Genomic DNA, 16,654 nt, shown 5'->3' with positions numbered 1-16,654 from the left:
CAGGCACTTGGCGCGTTCTATTCACGAGGTCCGTTGAGGGTGTCCGGGGCGTTCCGCTTGCAGGCATCTGATGGCAGTCAGTCAAAAATCCTGCGGCGCGAATTTTCAGACGTGCCTGACAGCAATGGAGAATCTTGCAGCCCGTATTGTGGGCGGTTGACACTTGTCAAATCACGCACTGCACCTGTAGTCCTAGAATCAAGATGCCATTTAACGCGGTAGCGATAAATGGCCCAGGCGTCGTGGTCTGGTAGCTGTGTCCCGCACACCCGTACGGGTGTGCGGTTTGTCTTGTGCCCGCTCACCCTCATTCCCCATGACTCGATCTGTCAATGACTGATCGATATCAGGCGCCGCGCGGGAAGTGTTTGGTCGATTGATTGATAAGGATTGCAAATCTGTTTTCAGATTTTTCTGATTGACACACGAAAAATCATTAACAGGGAGTGGAGTCGCCTCGCGTGACACCACATGCAACACCCCCGCTCTTCATCGTATCACCCTTGTTCGTGCAGGTAACGCACATGAAGGCCACAGTAACACGACGGAAAATCGAACGACCTGGCGAGAACTCCGCATGCGGCGCCACGCTGCAGGAGGCGTGCTGAACATGTGGCCTTCTTACGTCTGTACCCTGAGGAATGAATTCAGCCCGGTGCGCATCTGCGGCCCAGAGTTTCCAGACCGCGCCATCACCCTGGAGTGGCACAAACAGAGACAAGATTTCGTTCAGGATGTACTGCTACCCCGGCGCATTCAAGGCACCGAGGGCATCGGCAAGCTTTTCGAATATCGTGTCGAGGCAGTCCACTCGGTTCGCGAAACGAAATATTTCGGGAACGCAGAAGAAGAGGTCGATCTGACATCGATCAGGGGAAGTCGCGCGACGCTCATCTTCCAGAGCGCCTATACAAAAAACGAACGCAATTGGGATAACAAGCGCGACAGGACGGGGGAGCGCGAAGTCAGCGGGATGGTGGAGTCTGCCTGTATCAAGAATGCGGAGGACGGCACTCTCCTTTATGAGTTCGTGATTCGTCCCTGGTGGTGGCGCGCGACGCAGTGCTGCAACTCGCGCATCTTTACCGGCTGGGATACGGAGATTACCAAAATACTCTGGAAAGTCCTCTCGCCGTATAGCCAGGATATCGAGTTTCGTCTGAACCGTGATCATCCTGGCGACCACAGGGCAAGCCAGCGTGACTTCATCCGTCAGGCGTGGGAATCGGATTGGGACTTCTGCATGCGCCTGTGCGAAGAGTTCGGCTACGTGGTCTGGTTTGAACACCACGACGAGAAGCATGTCCTCGTCATCGCCGATCATATCCGCGCGTGCCAGAAGCAGAGCGCGCCCTACGACACGTTGCCGTATCACCCAGAGGGCGGGCACTTCGACCGGAAGCGAATCACACAACTGTCCTGGCGCACGTCGGTTGCGCTCGGGAAGGTCACCGTCAATGACCACAGTTATGTATCGCCCAGGCTAGCCCCAAACACCCTGTCGTATCGTGAGTCGTATGAAGCGCGCGAGGAGGACGATCCGCAGGCGGAATACCACGGACGTCTCCAGTCCTACGAGCCCGCTGAATACGCCCAGCCCGATACGCGCAGCGGCGCCGGTCGGGACGGGGACACCTGGCGACAGGATGCGCAGCATCTGGCGCGCGTCAAGCTCGAGTCAAGGCGAGGCCAGCGCATACGCGCACAGGGCCGCGGTGCGTTGCGCGGCATCGAGACCGGCAAGACGTTCAAGCTCACCGATCATCCGCACGCGGAGGTGAATGGCGAATATCTGGTGCTCGGGTGCGAGCTGGATATCAAGGGCGCACAGGGCGCTTCCGATATGTTTCTCGAATACTCGTTCGAGGCCACATTCGAACTGCACCCGAAGGATGAGCCGTACCGCATGCCACAGGTGACGGAGCGCCCGCGTCTGGAAGACACGGAGTACGCGATCATCGTCGGGCCGAACGATGCAGAGATCGCGATCGATGAATACAACCGTGTGCTGATTCAGTACGCCTGGGACCGTCAAGGCAATTACGACGGCGGCACATCGATCTGGGTGCGTGTCGCGCAGCCCTGGCAGGGCAACCAGATGGGCACGGTCATGCACGGCCGCTGCGGACAGCAGGTGTTCGTGGGCTACGTCAATGGCGACCCGGACAGGCCCGTCGTGACGGGCTTCGTGCCGGATGCGAACAACATGCCGGCGTGGAAGCTGCCCGAGAATCGCGCGCTCACGGGCATCGTCACGCGCAGCCTCGGACGCGGCACAGCGACCAACCATCTCGCGTTCGACGACACCCAAGGTCAGCAGCAGGTGCAGCTCGCGAGCGACCATGCGAAGTCGAGCCTGAGCCTGGGCTATATCACACACATCGAGGGCAACGCCGGCCGGCAGGAAGCAAGAGGTGAGGGATTCGAGCTTAAAAGCATCAAGCCAGGCGTGCTGCGCTCGCTTGGCATGTACATTTCGACCTTCGTGCAGGCCGCCGCGAGCGGCATGGTCAAGGAGATGCGTGAGACCGTGGCGCGGCTCACGCAGGCGCGCCAGCAGCATGAGGACCTGTCACAGCTCGCGACCAAACACCAGGCGCAAACGCCTGAGATCAGTCAGAGCGATGTGACGGCGACCATCAAGACACAGAACGACGCGATCAAGGGCGATGCACAAGGCGCAGAGAACAAGTTCCCTGAACTCTCTCGCCCGGACATCGTTCTCGCGAGCGCCGCGGGGATCGCCATCTCGGCGAGCGACAGCACGCACATGGCTAGTCAGAACGATCACGCCGTCACCGCTGGACGTGACGCAAGCGTCTCCGCTGGCCGATCGTTCTTCGCGTCAGTGCGCGGCGCGATCTCGATGTTTGCCTACCAACTTGGCGTGAAGCTCGTCGCGGCCCAAGGCAAGGTCGTGATCCAGGCGCAAAGCGACCAGATGGACCTGGACGCTTTCAAGGACCTTCATGTACGCAGTGTTGACGGCAAGGTCATCATCAGCGCTGCAAAAGAAGTCTGGATTGGAGCAGGTGGGTCGTATGTCCAGATCAACGCGAGCGGCATTATCAATGGCTCGCCTGGGCCGATTTTGGAAAAGACCCCCAAGTGGAGCAAACCAGAAGCCTCATCGATGAAAATGCCCCTGCCAGTGATGCCCGTCACGCCGCTAGCGCAGGATCCCGCCGAACTCTTCACGCAGCAGTTTGATGTGAGCACAGTCGCGGAAAACTTCGGTGACGGGCTAAGCGTTGCGAACCAGCCGTATCGAATTTATCTGCCGGACGGAACGCTCAAGCAACAGGGCATGCTAACGGATGGGCAAACACTGACCGTCAGTACCGCTGAGGCCACCAACGTCAAATGTGAAATCGGAGCCGGAGATTGGCAAGTTGTCGAGGATGCGGTCGATCACCACGAGTTCGGCGACGATGAAGAGCAGGCCTGAAGCGAGGTCATCAGATCATCCAATTCGTTCAAGACAAGGATAACAGATGGGACATCCACATCATTCGAAGAAGCCGGCGGTCCCGAAAGTCCCGCCGTCACCATACGTGGAGGTAACCTTCGTATTCAAAGATACTTTGCGGAAACCGATCGAGGGTCTATCTGTACAGATAAAGGCAGGCACAGGGGCATCAGCGGCACCAGCGTGGAAAATCGGGGCAAGTGATGAGGACGTGTCCGGCGATCCGGCGCCTGTACCGGGATCGGCGACTCCCAATGAAACCACGTCGGCCGACAACACCGCAGTGATTCCACCAGTTGATTCTCCAACCCAGATGGTCGACAACGAAACCGCCCCGATAACGACGGACAAGGACGGTTACGCCTTAACGATCCAGAATGCAGCGCGGAATCAACCGATCGACGTTTTGGTGAAAAATCGGCGTGGAGAATATGTGTTGAAAACGACGGTCACTCCCAAGAAAGACATCAGTGCTTTCACAGTTGTCAGTCCCGAATACCATCTTGAGGCGACAACAAAGCTGAGTTCGAAGGAAGCGTTTGAGCAGAATCTCGATATACCCGTTTTGAAGGACGGCGAGGTCATGACCATCGAGCGCCTGGTCAACGAATTTGGCCCGTACATCGGTTGGTCACAGAAGGTGACTGAACAAGGTCGCGTAAAAAAAGACTTCCCGACAAAAAAGAAGGAAGTAACGGAAGATGAGAAGACTCATAAAAAGAAAACAAAGATTTTAATTGAACATCATTACAAAATCGTGGATACAGGCGCACCACTAACGACGGTGCTTAATGTTCTCGGGTCCCGGCTAAACTACCCATCTCCGAGCATTTTCACTGAAGAGCAGTACAAAAAGATTGCACTTGAATTAAACGTTGAAATCGCCGCAATCAAGGCTATTATTCAACAAGAGTCTCAAGGGCGTCCATTTTTGCAAAATGGACTGCCGCCTATTCTCTATGAGCGGCGTCATTTTTTTGATTTAGCAGTTGAAAAAATGGGAAAAGTGATAAATCAAAGAAAAATGGGAAAAAGAAGAAAACCCCGCCAAACCCATATCCTGGCTATCCAGATTTGTGCTTCAAGGGTAAAGATGATTATGGTGCCGGCGGTTTGCATCAGTATGAGAAACTTATTCGTGCTGCTTCACTTGATTTTGAGATTTCAATAAAGGCATGTTCGTGGGGCGGATTTCAGATTCTAGGGGAATACTACGCCAGTTGTGGCTGTGCGACAGTGTTTGAATTCGCTAACAAGTTCATATCTGGTACGGATGGGCAAGTAGATATCTTTATTTTATTTATGAAAAACGTGAAGCCCGCAGGAGTTCGGGGGCTGAGAGAGCGAAATTGGGTGAACGTAGCCGACGCGTATAATGGAAAAGGCTGGAGGGAACACAACCCTGATTATGCAAATAATTTGGCGAAATATTATGATCAGTTTAAGTAAGCGCATTTTTGTTGCGGCAATTATGTTTGGAAAAATTGCATCCGGATTTGCAGGAGAGGCTATTCTATTTGACGATCCCGGTTTGATTGGATACCGTGATGGCGAATCGATATCCGGACTTTATGACGCCGAAAATGAGAAATTTTCATGCTATTTTCTGTTTTCTCAGGATGGAGGAGCAAGACCTCGACCAAATATCGGAGGTTATACCGATACAGCTCTTTTAACCTTTATTCCGGGAGACAGGTCCCTTGAATATAATGATCGAAATAGATTTTTCGATATACCAGGGAATTTATACCGCGAGAATGATGAATGGGTGCTCCATACTTCAAGCGGTCAAGCTGGATGCGAAAACTCCACAGGAGGATTTACTTTCAAACTAGGGAGTAAGGAGGCATCGAGGTATTCTGTCGAGGAAACGATCCCCGCCATTGGCATTCGACTTATAAAAAGAAAATCGTTTCTCTACAACTATCAGAACGGCAAATTCCTCGCTAGAAGAGGTTTTTTGACCAAGGGAAATGCTGTAATTGTTCTGGAGAAACGAGATGGTTTTTCACTTGTACGTTTTTCAGATCCCCGATTGAACAAAGATTCTTACGGGAAAATTACAATCAACTGGATCCATACGGTCGATCTTGTTGACCCGTTTCCATCAATCATTCGCGCATTGAAGCAATGACCGCCTTCATCCGACTCGGCGACAAAACCGATCATGGCGGGGTGGTTATCACCGCGTCAGAGAACCTGAGCTACGACCACATCCCGCTCGCTCGAAAGGGTGATCACATACGGTGTCCGAAGCACCCCGAGGTGGATCCGAACGTCATCGAGGAAGGCGATCCCGACATTACGGATGAAGATGGCGCACCGGTCGCGCGTGAAGGACATCGCGGCACATGTGGGTGCCGACTGATCTCCAGCATCAAATGACATGTACTGAGTACGGTAGTGGCGGGTAATAGCTGAGATTATTCAATGAGAAATGAAACTGCTGGAATCTTGCCTACCGCAAGCGGTGCGCAACGCATGGCGTGGGTTCTGACGTGCACGGTCAATGACAATGTATATCTTCGCGTCGACAAAAGCGGACGTCAGTACCTTCATTATTATCTATCGCCCTTTGATGCAATGCTGGAAGCCATTCGCATTACCGAGATGGGTGAAATGGTGAGCATGGTTGACACAACTGGCGGCACGGCGCCCCGTAGCCAATCATTCTTTCCGCGTCTCCATCTCGCCTGGCAGGCATCGAACGGGCGAATAATGCTCGGTACGTCACGTTTGCCGACGCCGTTCACGCTACCAACAGGCAGACGTACATACGGCGAGTTCTGCTTGAGGCTCGACGAGCCAGCGTTAAAGATCTTTGATCATTTCCGTGAGCTCGCAGGGTTATACGCATGGGAAGACGCTATTCGTTCATTCGATCACACAACAGCCGTCGATTTTTATAAGCGCGTGCGCACCGGGTGGAAGTCAGTCCCTAAATGGTTGTCGGAAGATAAGCCTGTCCTGAACCAGTACGCAATCCTGGATCCCGAAACAGGAAACTGGCATTTTGTCCCCTTGACGGAGCTGGCCGGGAATATCTGGCCAATATTGAAGCATTGTTGTCGTTGGTGGGCCTTCTAATGAACCAACGTTTCGAACACACGATCTCGCAGATCGACCACGCAGCCTCGACTGTTGGCCGTGAGAAGGCGCCGCGTCGCGCGCGGAGCCCGAGGGCTGGCGCAACGATCCGGCGATTCAAGACCGACAGAGTCGTCAAACCTCGTGGAAAACGCGCCCGAGTATGGACGAAAGCGGAGCTCGCGCTGCTTGGCACGATGCCTGATGCGGAGCTCGCGCGGCGCATCGGCTCGAACAGTGCGACTGTCAACCGAAAGCGGCTCGAGCTCGGGATTCCGTCGAAACGCCTGAGTGTGCGCCGGCAATGGAGCAGTGAAATCATCGCGATGTTCGGGAAATCCCGCGATCGCGACATTGCGCAGCGCTTCGGCATACCGCTGTCGACCGTCACCGCGAAGCGACGACAGATGCGCATCCCTTCATTTCGCGATGGCATGCTCCAGCGCGCCGAATGGACCGATGATCAGGTCGCATTGCTTGGGACGCTACCCGACGCTCAAATCGCGAAGCGTCTCGGGGTCTGCCTGCTCACCGTGTTCAACGCGAGGAAGAAACGCGGCATTCCGTCCGCACTCAAGCAGGGGTGCCTGAAGCTCCAATGGACAGTGGACCACATTGCACTTCTCGGTACACAGTCGGATGCATCCGTCGCTCGACAGATCGGCGTCACGTCCTTTGTCGTGTGGCAAAAGCGGCAAGATCTCGGCATTCCGGCGTGGCGCAGACAAAGGCGGTTCGAGTTCGCACAGTGTGCATCACCAGCGTCGCGTTTCGATCAGTTTCTCGGACAACTCGCTGAACCCTCGCGTGCAATTCCCCCTTTGACTCGAGGCATACCTACCCGCCGTTACGATGCTGGCGCTCAAGTGCAAGCGAAACCAAGCGTTTGGACCGATAAAGCCCTAACCATGCTCGGGAAAGCACCGGACGCGAAAGTAGCGGATCAGTTGGGTATTGGCCTCACCACAGTCCAGAAGAAACGGTGGGCACTCGGCATTGCATCGACACGCGCATTACACGTTTGGAGCGCGCAGGAGATCGCGCTATTGGGCACGCTCTCGGACGCGCAAGTGGCCAGCCGCGTAGGCGTCTCGACAAAAACCGCCAACCTCAAGCGCCTCGAACTGGGTATTCCATCGGCACGCGCCCAGGGCAATGCGGGATGTCACAAATGGACGGAAGCACACCTTGCCTTACTCGGGACGATACCCGATAGCGATGTGGGCATGCAGATCGGATTGAGTGCGTATTCCGTCGCCATGAAGCGCCGAAGCCTGCGCATCACGGCCGTCGTCTTGCCGCGGAACACGTGGCGCGAGGCCGATCTCGCCCTGCTTGGCACAATGTCTGATCGAAAGGTGGCGTTACGGCTTGGACTGTCTGAGTACCTCGTGCGCTCAAAACGGCTCGCGCTTGAGATTCCATCTACGCGCGCGGCCTACAAATGGAGCGACGAGCAAGTCGCGCTCCTTGGGACAATGACTGACATCGAAGCGGCGGCCCGTCTCGGTCTGTCGAAGACTGCCGTCCACAAGAAGCGGCAGGAGCTGGGTATCGCTCGCGCGAAGCACGTGTGGTCGGACAAGGCGATCGCGTTGCTCGGCACGATGCCAGATGCACAGGTGGCCAAGCATGTGGGCTGTTGCATCAAGTCCGCGAATATCAAACGACGCTCGCTCGGTATTGCGTCGTGGCGAGGCAAAAAATCCGGACAGGGTATTGGCGGCGATACATTCGAAAGCAATCGTGGGATGCGAGGAGCGTGGCAAATGCCGCGCTGTGCGCGCTCGAATCGATAGAGGTCGCAGCGACTGACATATCGCTATGCGATGAACTGGCGCTGTTCGATCCTGAAGCGCAGCAGTGGCACTTTGTGCCAGCCAAGCGCTTTCTGAAGTCCTGAGCAACGCGCCGAACGCGCAGCTCCTCGAAGTGCGGTGGCACGCTGGTGACCGAAGTGAAAGGCGGTGGACAATCAAAACCTTGGCTATTCCGTCCTTGTGGTCGATTTATGCAACAACGCCGTGTCCTGGCCTGTCGCCAGCTCATCAAGCAACGCCTTCGCTTCCCGCAAGTCGGCGGTGTCGTGGCCTTCGGTAAACCAGCCATAGACTTCGGACAGCAGCTCCCTGGCCTCCGCAATCTTTCCCGCGCGCTGCCACCGGCGGGCCAGGCTCGAAGCCGCGCGCAATTCCAGCGATTTCGCATTCCTTTCGCGCGCCAGCTCGAGCGCTTTGCGAAAGCAGGCTTCGGCCTCGTCGCCGGAGGCCGATTGGCCGTTGCCATCGTGTTCCGCAGCGAGCAACAGGATGCCCTTGAGTCGATGCAACTCGGCCTCGTAGCAATGCTCTCCGGCCGTCTCTGCGATCGACATGGCCTCGTCGAGCACGCGGAACGCGGCTTCCCTGTCGCCCGCGATTCCGTGGCTTTCGGCAAGGAGTGCCAGAAAGTACGAACGCTCTTCCTCGCCACCGTGGGCCCGTTGATCGGCTAGCCCCTCGCGCATCTGCGCAATGCCTTCCTGAAGACGATCCCCCCTGGTCAGGGCCCAGCCGCGCAGCGCGATTCCCCACGCGAGCCAGTAGGGCAACCCTTGATCGGACGTCACCGCCATGGCGGCTTCGGCGCGTTCGAGCGTCAGCGCTACTTCGCCCCGAAGCTGGTGCAGTTCGGCGCCGTAAGCCAAAGCGAACGCGAGGGTCGGCCCAAAAGCGAACTGCCGCGCGAGTGCCAGCGCCTCGAGGCTGCGCTGGCGCGCCTGATCGGGGTAGCCCTGATGCCAGAGCGTCATCGCGAGGTAGTTCAGTGCGCGGATGCCGGGATCCACGCCATGAGCGAAGACATGGGCCTGATGCTGCGCCGGGTCGTAGAGCGCAAGGGCGCGTTCATGGTGCTCGCGGCTGGCCGCGAATTCGCCCAGGAAGAACAGGCACACACCCAGTGCGCTATGTGCCTCGACAAGCAATCCGGAGTCCTTTTCATCACTTGCCATGCGGAGCATTCGCTCACTCAGCTCGCGCGCCGTTGCGTACTCGGCGCGCGAAATATAGTGAATCCTCAAGCCCAGAAGCGCGGAAAAGAGCTCCGATGCTTCCCCGATCTGCTCGCACAATTGCAGCGCGCGCGTGTAAGTCGCCGCCACTTCGGGCGCGCCGTAGCCTTGCACGTCCATCAGCGCGGGGCCCAGCGAAAGCAGCAGCGTCAGTTCCCGGCGAGCGCGCGCGGGCGTTTCGGGCAGACGCTTGAGCAGTTCCAGCGCGGCCCGCAGATGCCGCATCGCGTCCAGATGCGCGGCATGCCGAACCGCCTGCTGTGCTGCCCGGTGCAGGTACTCCACGGCCTTCGGAATATTGCCGCTCAGGCTGTAGTGATGCGCCAGTTCACTGCAATAGTCGGTGATGCGCGTGGGGAACAACGTCTCGATGGCCTGCGCAGTGCGCTCATGCAGAACGTTGCGCCGGTCCGTGAGCAGCGAGTGGCCCGCGACCTCCTGGGTCAGCCCGTGCTTGAACGAATATTCGACCTCCGGATACGCGGCCCGCTCGTAAATGAATTCCGCCGCCGCGAGGTGGGCCAGCAGTTGGCGCAGGTCATTGTCCGTTTGCGCCACCTGACCGATGCATATGCACTGGAGCAGGCTGAACGGAAATTCCTTGCCGATCACGGCGAGCGTTTGCAACAGCTCTTTCTCGGCCACCGGCAGCCGGTCGATACGGGCGGCGAGCACGCCCTGAACGGTGGCCGGAATGTGCAGGGCGGCAGGCGTGCGCCCGATCCGGTAACGACCAGGCTCGCCGAGCAGCGATTGCTCTTCCGCGAGCGTCTGGACGACTTCCTCCATGAAAAACGGATTGCCCTCCGTTTTCTCCTGAATGAGGCGCTTGAGCGCGTTGAGCGAAGGATCGTCGCCCAGCAGCGCGGTGAGCAGCCCCTGGACTTCCTCCGGGCGCAGCGGCTCGAGCCGGAGCTGGGCGTAATGACCGGGCCAGCCGGGCGCGTACTCGGGCCGAAAGTTCAGCAACAGCAGCAGATGCGCGCGGGTGGAGCGCTCGATCAGGCATGCCAGGAATGCTTCGGTTTCCCGGTCCAGCCATTGCAGGTCCTCGAACAGCAGCGCGACGGGTTGATCGTCGCTCTCGCGCGTCAGCAGCTTGATGATGGCGTCGAAGGTGCGATCGCGCCGGATCTGCGGATCCATGTCCGGGAGCGCCGAACCGCGCTCGCCTATGCCGAGCAGATACAGCAGGTAAGGCACGAGGTCCTCGAAGCTGCGTTCGAGCGTGAGCACCTTGCCCATGACCTTTTCGCGGCACTGCCGCTCGTCGTCCTCGGGCACGATCTGGAAATAGTTCTTTAACAGGTCGATCAGCGGCAGATAGGCAAAGGCCTTGCCATGTGAGACTGAAAACGTTTCCAGCAGCAGGCAGCCGCGCCGCGAGCGCTCCTTGAACTCGTGGAACAAGCGTGACTTGCCCACGCCGGCTTCGCCGGCCACGGCCACGACCTGCCCGTGTCCCGCCTTGACCTGCTCGAGCGCATCGTGCAATTGCTCCAGCTCGGCCTGACGGCCCACGAACCGCGCCAGCCCGCGATGCGCCGCGAGCTGCAAGCGCGTGCGCAACGCGCCGAGACCCTGGACTTCGTACACCACGAGCGGATCGGGAATGCCCTTGACTTGTGTGGCGCCCAGCGCCTTGAACTCGAAATAGCCCTCGGCCAGCTTGTGCGTGACTTCGCTCACGAGAATCGACGAGGGCGTGGCGATGCTTTCCATGCGCGACGCAATGTTGATCGTGTGTCCGACCGGATCGTAATGGGTGTGCAAGTCGTCCGTGCGGATCGAGTGCACGACGACCTCGCCGGTATGGACGCCGACGCGAATCTGCAGCGCAATGCCTTTCTCCAGACGAATGCTGTCGCTGTGGCGCCGCATCGTCTGCTGCATGCGCAGCGCCGCATAGAGCGCACGCTGTGCATGGTCTTCGTGGGCGATGGGCGCGCCGAACAGCGCGAGGATGCCGTCGCCCAGCGACTTGGCGACGTAGCCCTCGTAGTAATGGACCGCTTCCATCATTAGCGCGACGACGGGCTCGATCAGCCGGTGGGCCTCTTCGGGATCGAGATTGTGAATCAGGGCGGTGGAGCCGGCCATGTCGGCGAAGAGCGCCGTGATCATCTTGCGCTCACCGGCCGTTTCGCCGCGCGCCTCCATGGCCGCCTGCTCGGCGCGAATGCGCTCGACCAGATGGTGCGGCGTGTACTGGATAGGCGCGGGCAGCGGGCGCGTATCCGCAGGCGGGCGCTCAGTGGAGGGGCCAGGCGCGTTGGTGAGGGGCGCGCCGCACGCGTTGCAGAACCGCGCGGACGGGCTCGCCTCGTGCCCACAGCGCGGGCAGGCGCGCAGCAGCATGGCGCCGCACGCCTCACAGAACCTGGCGCCGGTGAGGTTATCGAATCCGCAGTTTGCGCAGCGCATATGACCTGGTCCTTGCCCCGTGCCCGCGTTTAAACATTAGGCGCGGTGTGCGCCTGCGGCAAGACCGTGCCAGCCCGTAGCGCCGGACGGAGAGGGCAACGGCAGCGGCGTGGTTGGCGTGCGCTGCATTAGCGTGTGAACCGGCCCTAAAGGATTGAATTCTCCAGCCGATATGGCGGATGAGGCATCATTGTGGGCATTCGTCCTGTTCGCCGGCCATGCCCGTGCAAGCGAACTGTGCTTGTCGCCCGGATCGAAGGGCGGCCGCGAGACGGCTGACACGTTTCGAAGCATCGAATGAAGCCGTTAATGAAGCCGCTAATGAAGCCATATCGGCCCATCCTTAATCTGAAAGCGAGCCTTGCGTGGGACGAGTCAAGTTTCTCTGGTTGCGATACTGCCTGATCGGGCTGGCTTTCCTGTTTGGCTGCCACGCGCACAAGGACGCCTCGACGAGCGCGCGTCCAGCCGCCCGGACAACCATCACCGCATTGGTTTGGGCTCCCGACTGGCCGCAGGAGATGCTGCAGATCGCCGCCGAATTCACGCGGGCGAATCCGGACGTGCGTGTGGACGTTCAATTCATGATCGGCAACTCGGTCGAGGAAAATATCAAGCCGCGCGTGGCGGCGGGCACGCTGCCCGATTTCGTGAGCGTCAATCCGAACGCCTATGCGGCCGATCTGGCGGACCAGGGCATCCTTGCCGACTTACGGCAGACGTCCGCGTGGAATAACATGCTTGCTCCCCTCAAGGCCGACTGGACCAGTCGTCGCGGCAAAGGGTTCGGCATTTCGGGCGGCGTCGCGACAACCATGATCTATTACAACCGGGCAATGTTCGAAAAGGCCGGCATTACCGAATTGCCGACCGACTTCGACGCGTTCGTGCGGGTTTGCGCGCAGCTCAAACGGGCGGGCTTTACGCCCATCATGTGGAGTGGCGGTTTTCCGAATATGCTCGGCAACGGGCCATTTGCTTCGGGCTTCGCCAACGACGTCGTGGCGCACGCACCGGACTGGCGCAACAAGATGGCCGACGGCACATTGAATCTCGACACCCCCGCGGTCGCCGACATCTTCGCCAAAATGGCGCTGATTCCCGAACGCGGCTATGTACAGCCTGCTTTCATGACGACGGGCTACGATGACGGGATCAGGCTGTTCAAGGAAGGCAAGGTAGCCATGGCCTTCGAAGGCAGTTGGTCTGCCGGTGCGATGCTGCACGGCAATGCCTTTCAGACCGGCGTATTCGTGCCGCCATGGAATGCGCGCGGCGCGCAGGTCGTGCCGGTGCTCGGCAGCGAAACGGGCTTTGCCGTCTGCGAGACGCCGAGGAAGGCGGCGGCGATGCGTTTTCTGGAATTCATGGCAGGCAAGGGCTTTTTGATCCTGCAAAAGAAGCGGCATAACATTTCGCCATTTCGCGAAAATGCGGGCATGGCGGTCAGCGACCCGGTGATCGTTGACTACACCAACACCGTTCGCCGCTATCCGGTCACGGCGAGCCCGTATTACTCGTCGCTGCCGTCGAACACCATCGAATATGTGCATGGGCTCATGCAGGACGTGCTGCTCCACAAAATAACGCCAGGGGAAGCCGCGAAGCGACTCGACCAGTCGGTCAAAAACGAAGCGAAGATGCACTACAAATGAACTTGATTCCCGCACCGCTGCGCGTCGCGTTCGACTACCTGTCGCAGGATCTGCTTCGTCGCGTCGAGATCCGTCACCGGCTCATGGCGGCCTTCGTGCTGCTGTGCCTGCTGCCCGTGATCATTTCGGGCTTCCTCTCCTATGTGAAATCGGTTACGGCGATCAAGGAGAATGCGGAAGTCTTCTCGAAGGAGGTGGTCGAGCAGGTTTCGAAGAACGTGCGGATGCGCATGGAGCAGATCGAAACCGAGAGCAAGCTCCTGGTGTTATCGAACGAGCTTCAAGGCGCGCTCGCGGGCGCGTCGAGCGCGAGCATCCAGCACCGCAGCGAAGCGCGCGAAGACATGGCGCGGCTGCTCCTCGAACATTTTGGGTCGGTGGATTTCATCGACCAGAAGTATCTGCTCGACAAGGACAACCGGATTCTGGACACGCAGGCGTTCGCGCAATTGACGCGTGGCATCACCGGCCTCGTTGAGCGTGCGGAGGCGCAGCAGGGGCGGACCTGGTGGGGCAGCTACGACAACGGCGCCGGCGAACAGAACCTGGGGATGGTGACCGCGATCTTCGACAAAAGCAACGACCAGAAGATCGGCAATCTGGTGTTGATCGTGAGGCCGGAGTACTTTTCCACGATCTTCAGCAACGTCGCTTCCCGAAGCGGCATCGAGATATCCATTCTTGATGCGAGCACCAACAAGGCGATCATTCGGGCCGACGATACCCGGGCAAGTGCGGGCGCGTTGTCGGTGCCCGGCCTGATCGAGCGCATCGAGCACAACGGCGCATCCGACGACGCGAGCCGCTTTGTGAGCGTCACGGGCACGCACGGCGAGCGCTACCTCGTCGCGTATGCACGCATTCCCAATACGAGCTGGATCGTGGTCAGCACGATTGCGGAAAGGAGCCTGACGATCGAGGCGCGGGCGGTGCGTAACCAGATCGTGCTGGTGGGCATCTCGGGTTTTTTGCTTTCGCTCTTTCTGGCGTATTTCATTTCGCGCAGTATTTCGGAGCCGCTCATCAAGCTCGTGCGCAAGATGCACGACACGGGCGACGATGCCGGCGTCCCGCTGGACGACGGCGTGCCACCGGGAACGGCAGGGTGCGGCCAGGACGAACTGGCGAGGCTCGAACTGCGCTTCGAGCGCATGCGCGGCGCGATCGGCCAGAAGATACAGAAGATCAACGAGATCAACGCGTCGCTCGAGCAGATCGTCGTCGAGCGCACGGCGGAGCTCGTGGCGCGCGAGCGCGAGTCGCGCACGTTGATCGAAAACTCGCCCGATACCATCACGCGCTACGACCGGGAGCTGCGCCGCATTTATGCCAACCCCGCGTTTTGCGCGACTTCGGGGAGCACGCTGGCTCAGGCGCTCGGTAAGCGGCCATCGGAATACCCCGGCGGCCCCAACGCGCTGCTCTACGAAGAGAAAATCAGCGAAGTCATTGCGAGCGGGAAAAGCGCGCAGTTCGAGCTCAGATGGATCGGCAAGGAGGGCGCGGAACAATGCTCCCACATCCGCATCACGCCGGAGATCGACCGCTCCGGCGAGGTCAACTCGGTGATGGCCGTCGGCCGCGATCTTTCCGACCGCATGGCGTTCGAGGCGACGATCTGGCGGCAGGCCAACTTCGACGCGCTCACGGGCCTGCCGAACCGGCAGATGTTCCATGAGCGTCTCGATCAAGAAGCGCGGCGCTCGCGCCGCTCGGGACGGCGCATGGCCCTGATGCTCATCGACCTCGACCGCTTCAAGGAAGTCAACGACTCACTCGGACACGACACGGGCGACGTATTGCTGGTGGAGGCGGCGAAGCGCATCAGCACGTGCGTCCGCGAAATGGATACCGTGGCCCGTCTTGGCGGGGACGAGTTCACGGTCATCCTTCCGGAGCTGAAAGACGACGAGCGCGTCGAGTGGGTCGCGAGAACGATCAATGCGAGCCTGGCACTGCCGTTCAAGCTCGGCGCGGACGAGGAATTCATTTCCGCGAGCATCGGCATCACGTTCTACCCCGACGATGCCGGCGAGCTCGACGTGCTGTTCAAGAACGCCGACCAGGCGATGTATGCATCGAAGAATGCCGGGCGCAATCGCTTCGGCTATTTCACGCCCGACATGCGCGTGGAGGCCGAAAGGCGTCTGCGCCTGACGAGCGACTTGCGCGCCGCGTTGCCGGACCGGCAGTTTCAGGTGTTCTACCAGCCGATCATCGATCTGGTGACCGGCAAGGTCTGCAAGGCCGAGGGGCTGATCCGCTGGTTCCATCCCGTGCGCGGCATGATCAGCCCGCTCGAATTCATTCCGCTGGCGGAAGACACGGGACTGATCGTGCCGATAGGCGACTGGGTATTCAGGCAGGCCGTGCAGCAGGCGAAGCGCTGGCGCGAACGCTATGACGGCGCTTTTCAGGTGAGCGTCAACATGTCCCCGGTGCAGGTGCGCCAGGACAGCATGCAGTGTGCGCGATGGTCCGAGTACCTCACGCGGGAAGGCATGGCGGGCGAGAGCGTTGCCGTGGAGATTACCGAGGGCCTGTTGTTGCAGTCGGAGTCGAATATCGACGAGAAGCTGCTCACGTTCCGTCGCGCTGGCATCGGTATTTCGATCGACGATTTTGGCACCGGTTATTCATCGCTGGCTTATCTTCAGCGCTTCGAAATCGACTATTTGAAAATCGATCGATCGTTTGTGCAGAATTTGAGCGTGAACGAAGATAACCAGGCGCTCTGCGAGGCGATGGTGGTGCTGGCGCACAAGCTTGGTATCCAGGTCATTGCCGAGGGCGTCGAGACTGCGGAGCAGCAGGCGTTTCTCAAAGCGGTGGGCTGCGATTTCGCGCAGGGGTTTCTCTATTCGAAGCCAGTTCCGCCCGAGCAGTTCGAGCGCTGGGCGTGGCCGCTCGTCGCCGAGGTGGAGAGCGAGACGGGAACGGGTATATAAGTTTTTTGTCGTTGAAGAA

At 59.0% G+C, this 16,654-nt stretch carries 10 protein-coding genes; 9 read left to right on the top strand and 1 reads right to left on the bottom strand.

The window, feature by feature from the left end:
• Positions 1 to 610 precede the first annotated feature (610 nt).
• Genes BO1_RS51120 through BO1_RS14345 form a run of 7 tightly spaced genes read left to right on the top strand, consistent with a single transcriptional unit; the run spans position 611 to position 8,355 of the window.
• Positions 611 to 3,448, top strand: coding sequence for a type VI secretion system Vgr family protein (locus BO1_RS51120; RefSeq protein WP_167338348.1), 2,838 nt, complete (start codon positions 611 to 613; stop codon positions 3,446 to 3,448).
• Between the two features lie 46 nt (positions 3,449 to 3,494).
• Positions 3,495 to 4,640: an N-acetylmuramidase domain-containing protein gene (locus tag BO1_RS51115; protein ID WP_245643796.1), complete on the top strand. Its 1,146-nt coding sequence runs from the start codon at positions 3,495 to 3,497 to the stop codon at positions 4,638 to 4,640.
• Entirely contained in the window at positions 4,544 to 4,918 is a 375-nt protein-coding gene (locus BO1_RS61135) for an N-acetylmuramidase domain-containing protein (protein WP_245643795.1), read from the top strand. Before BO1_RS51115 ends, BO1_RS61135 begins: the two co-directional genes overlap by 97 nt.
• Positions 4,845 to 5,603, top strand: coding sequence for a hypothetical protein (locus BO1_RS59115; RefSeq protein ID WP_156992256.1), 759 nt, complete (start codon positions 4,845 to 4,847; stop codon positions 5,601 to 5,603). The genes BO1_RS61135 and BO1_RS59115 overlap by 74 nt, the downstream gene beginning before the upstream one ends.
• Complete coding sequence (locus tag BO1_RS57520; protein ID WP_084687963.1) at positions 5,600 to 5,854, top strand: PAAR domain-containing protein; 255 nt, start codon at positions 5,600 to 5,602, stop codon at positions 5,852 to 5,854. Before BO1_RS59115 ends, BO1_RS57520 begins: the two co-directional genes overlap by 4 nt.
• 45 nt (positions 5,855 to 5,899) lie before the next feature.
• Positions 5,900 to 6,556, top strand: a complete 657-nt coding sequence (locus tag BO1_RS14350; protein WP_156992255.1) for a hypothetical protein — start codon at positions 5,900 to 5,902, stop codon at positions 6,554 to 6,556.
• Positions 6,556 to 8,355 carry a hypothetical protein gene (locus tag BO1_RS14345; protein WP_028218137.1) on the top strand — a complete coding sequence of 600 codons (1,800 nt, stop codon included), beginning with the start codon at positions 6,556 to 6,558 and terminating at the stop codon, positions 8,353 to 8,355. The genes BO1_RS14350 and BO1_RS14345 overlap by 1 nt, the downstream gene beginning before the upstream one ends.
• Positions 8,356 to 8,543: 188 nt before the next feature.
• On the opposite strand, the gene BO1_RS51110 is transcribed toward BO1_RS14345, so the two are convergent.
• On the bottom strand, positions 8,544 to 12,032 hold the full coding sequence (locus tag BO1_RS51110; RefSeq protein WP_043284865.1) for an adenylate/guanylate cyclase domain-containing protein: 3,489 nt from the start codon (positions 12,030 to 12,032) through the stop codon (positions 8,544 to 8,546).
• Between the two features lie 521 nt (positions 12,033 to 12,553).
• On the opposite strand from BO1_RS51110, the gene BO1_RS14335 reads away from it, so the two are divergent.
• Together BO1_RS14335 and BO1_RS14330 are read left to right on the top strand one after the other, a co-directional pair.
• Positions 12,554 to 13,687, top strand: a complete 1,134-nt coding sequence (locus BO1_RS14335; protein WP_156992261.1) for an extracellular solute-binding protein — start codon at positions 12,554 to 12,556, stop codon at positions 13,685 to 13,687.
• Complete coding sequence (locus BO1_RS14330) at positions 13,684 to 16,635, top strand: bifunctional diguanylate cyclase/phosphodiesterase (protein WP_028218135.1); 2,952 nt, start codon at positions 13,684 to 13,686, stop codon at positions 16,633 to 16,635. The genes BO1_RS14335 and BO1_RS14330 overlap by 4 nt, the downstream gene beginning before the upstream one ends.
• Positions 16,636 to 16,654: the final 19 nt, after the last annotated feature.

The organism is Paraburkholderia oxyphila NBRC 105797, assembly GCF_000685075.1.
Taxonomy (GTDB): domain Bacteria; phylum Pseudomonadota; class Gammaproteobacteria; order Burkholderiales; family Burkholderiaceae; genus Paraburkholderia; species Paraburkholderia oxyphila.
This window is presented reverse-complemented; position numbering and strand designations above follow the sequence as displayed.

What these genes read in the sequence shown, in the direction of transcription:
- BO1_RS57520 (WP_084687963.1), top strand. Translation starts at nt 5,600, where the DNA reads ATGACCGCCTTCATCCGACTCGGCGACAAAACCGATCATGGCGGGGTG.
- BO1_RS14345 (WP_028218137.1), top strand. Translation starts at nt 6,556, where the DNA reads ATGAACCAACGTTTCGAACACACGATCTCGCAGATCGACCACGCAGCC.
- BO1_RS51110 (WP_043284865.1), bottom strand. Translation starts at nt 12,032, where the DNA reads ATGCGCTGCGCAAACTGCGGATTCGATAACCTCACCGGCGCCAGGTTC.
- BO1_RS59115 (WP_156992256.1), top strand. Translation starts at nt 4,845, where the DNA reads ATGGAAAAGGCTGGAGGGAACACAACCCTGATTATGCAAATAATTTGG.
- BO1_RS14335 (WP_156992261.1), top strand. Translation starts at nt 12,554, where the DNA reads ATGCTGCAGATCGCCGCCGAATTCACGCGGGCGAATCCGGACGTGCGT.
- BO1_RS51120 (WP_167338348.1), top strand. Translation starts at nt 611, where the DNA reads ATGTGGCCTTCTTACGTCTGTACCCTGAGGAATGAATTCAGCCCGGTG.
- BO1_RS14350 (WP_156992255.1), top strand. Translation starts at nt 5,900, where the DNA reads ATGAGAAATGAAACTGCTGGAATCTTGCCTACCGCAAGCGGTGCGCAA.
- BO1_RS14330 (WP_028218135.1), top strand. Translation starts at nt 13,684, where the DNA reads ATGAACTTGATTCCCGCACCGCTGCGCGTCGCGTTCGACTACCTGTCG.
- BO1_RS51115 (WP_245643796.1), top strand. Translation starts at nt 3,495, where the DNA reads ATGGGACATCCACATCATTCGAAGAAGCCGGCGGTCCCGAAAGTCCCG.